This is a genomic window from Metabacillus niabensis, from assembly GCF_902829255.1.
Lineage (GTDB): Bacteria > Bacillota > Bacilli > Bacillales > Bacillaceae > Metabacillus > Metabacillus niabensis.
Genome location: NZ_CADEPK010000257.1, coordinates 1 through 1565, shown reverse-complemented (window position 1 = coordinate 1565; position 1565 = coordinate 1). Strand labels below are relative to the sequence as shown.

The 1565-nt window shown below is 36.1% G+C and carries 1 protein-coding gene; it reads right to left on the bottom strand.

Features of this window, described 5'->3' with window-relative positions; translation table 11 throughout:
• Positions 1–410: 410 nt before the first annotated feature.
• Positions 411–1541 (bottom strand): CAP domain-containing protein, encoded by a 1131-nt coding sequence (locus HU235_RS15795; RefSeq protein WP_174880819.1) that lies wholly within the window; start codon positions 1539–1541, stop codon positions 411–413.
• Positions 1542–1565 lie beyond the last annotated feature (24 nt).

Below are 1565 nucleotides of genomic sequence, written 5' to 3'. Positions count from 1 at the left end.
AAGTATACAGTATCCTAAACAAAAAGCGATTCACAATCTGTGAATCGCTTTGATGGATTTCAACTATTAAAAAATAATGTTAAATGTTATGTTGTAATTCACTAAAGCTCGAAGAAATATTTTTTGTGCAGTTTATTATAAATGCATCCGAAAACGAAATCCTTTAGATTTCATTCAAGACTTTTAATTGCGTGAGGTGGGTTTGTATTCGATGGAAGTTAATGAAGGTGGTTGAAAAAATTAATAGACTTTATAACCACCATTTTGGTTTATATAATAACTAGTTTATTTAATTGTTTAAGCAAGCTTCTCTTAAAAAGATAATATTTCTAAGGTACATTAAAAGCTTCAAAAAACCCAACTAACAGCCAGTTAATAGCGATTAGTTGGGAATCGTTCAAAACAACAAATCACTTCGTTAAAAAATTTTCCGTATAATAAGGGCGAGCCTCTGAACTAAACGCGACACCGACTCCAAGCCGTTCAAAATCTTTTTGCAGTATATTTTCGCGATGACCAAGTGAATTCATCAAGCCTTCATGGGCAAAGATGCTGCTAGTTTGCCCTGTAGCAAGGTTTTCTCCAGCCATACGATACGTAATATTGTCTTCAGTCATCCGATCAAACGGAGATTTTCCATCTAAATTGGTATGGCTAAAGTAGTTGTTATCTGCCATATCCTGACTATGGTCACGAGCGGTTTCTCGTACAGATTCATCCCAGCTAAGTACGGAAAGGCCATGTGTCACTCTTGCAGCATTAGTCAAATCAAACAATTGGTATTCAAAGCCTTCCTTTAATTTTTCACTTGGAACAGGATAGAAATTTTCTCGTTGGTTTTCAAGCTCCTCACTAATAATTTGTATCGCTGTCACAGTATGATTCTCATGCTTATCATAAAAGATGGTTACATAATTTTGATCGATCAGGAATGTATCATATTCTTCATTGTTTTGAATTTGATAAGATACGAATCCTTTCTGAATGCTTGTAAGTGGTTCATTTGTTTTCGCTAGAACCGCGTCTCTTGAGCTTTCGAAGGAAATTCCTAGTTTCGTTGTTACTAAATCCTGGTTTGTATATAAGCCGGCTACCTTATTTTTATCATCATAAGCGACCATGAAGAAGTTCTGGTAATTTTCATGATATGCAACCCAATCTACCCCATATTCATTTAGGGATGATCGTTTTGCTGTTCCTACTTTCTGTTCAACTTCTGAACGTGTATCACCAATTTCTACATTATGAACAGAAAAGGACTGTTCGGTCGGAGCTTCTAGCTTAGGAGGATCGACATCCTGTTGTTGTTCCTCTTCCTTTTCCGGTGAAGCTTGCATCAGTTCCTGAAACATCAGCTGAATTTCATTACTCACTTTATTTACAGCAGAGATTACTTCAGGATTTTCCTTTATCTCTGTAATATCAGTACGTATCTCATTAATGACTCCTTGAATCCCATCTTGTTGAAAGGGTCCCCCATAAAAATACCAAAAACCACCCGCAACCAAAAGCAATGCAACAATATTTTGTACTTTCGGCAATCATGACACTCCTGTCTTGTATTT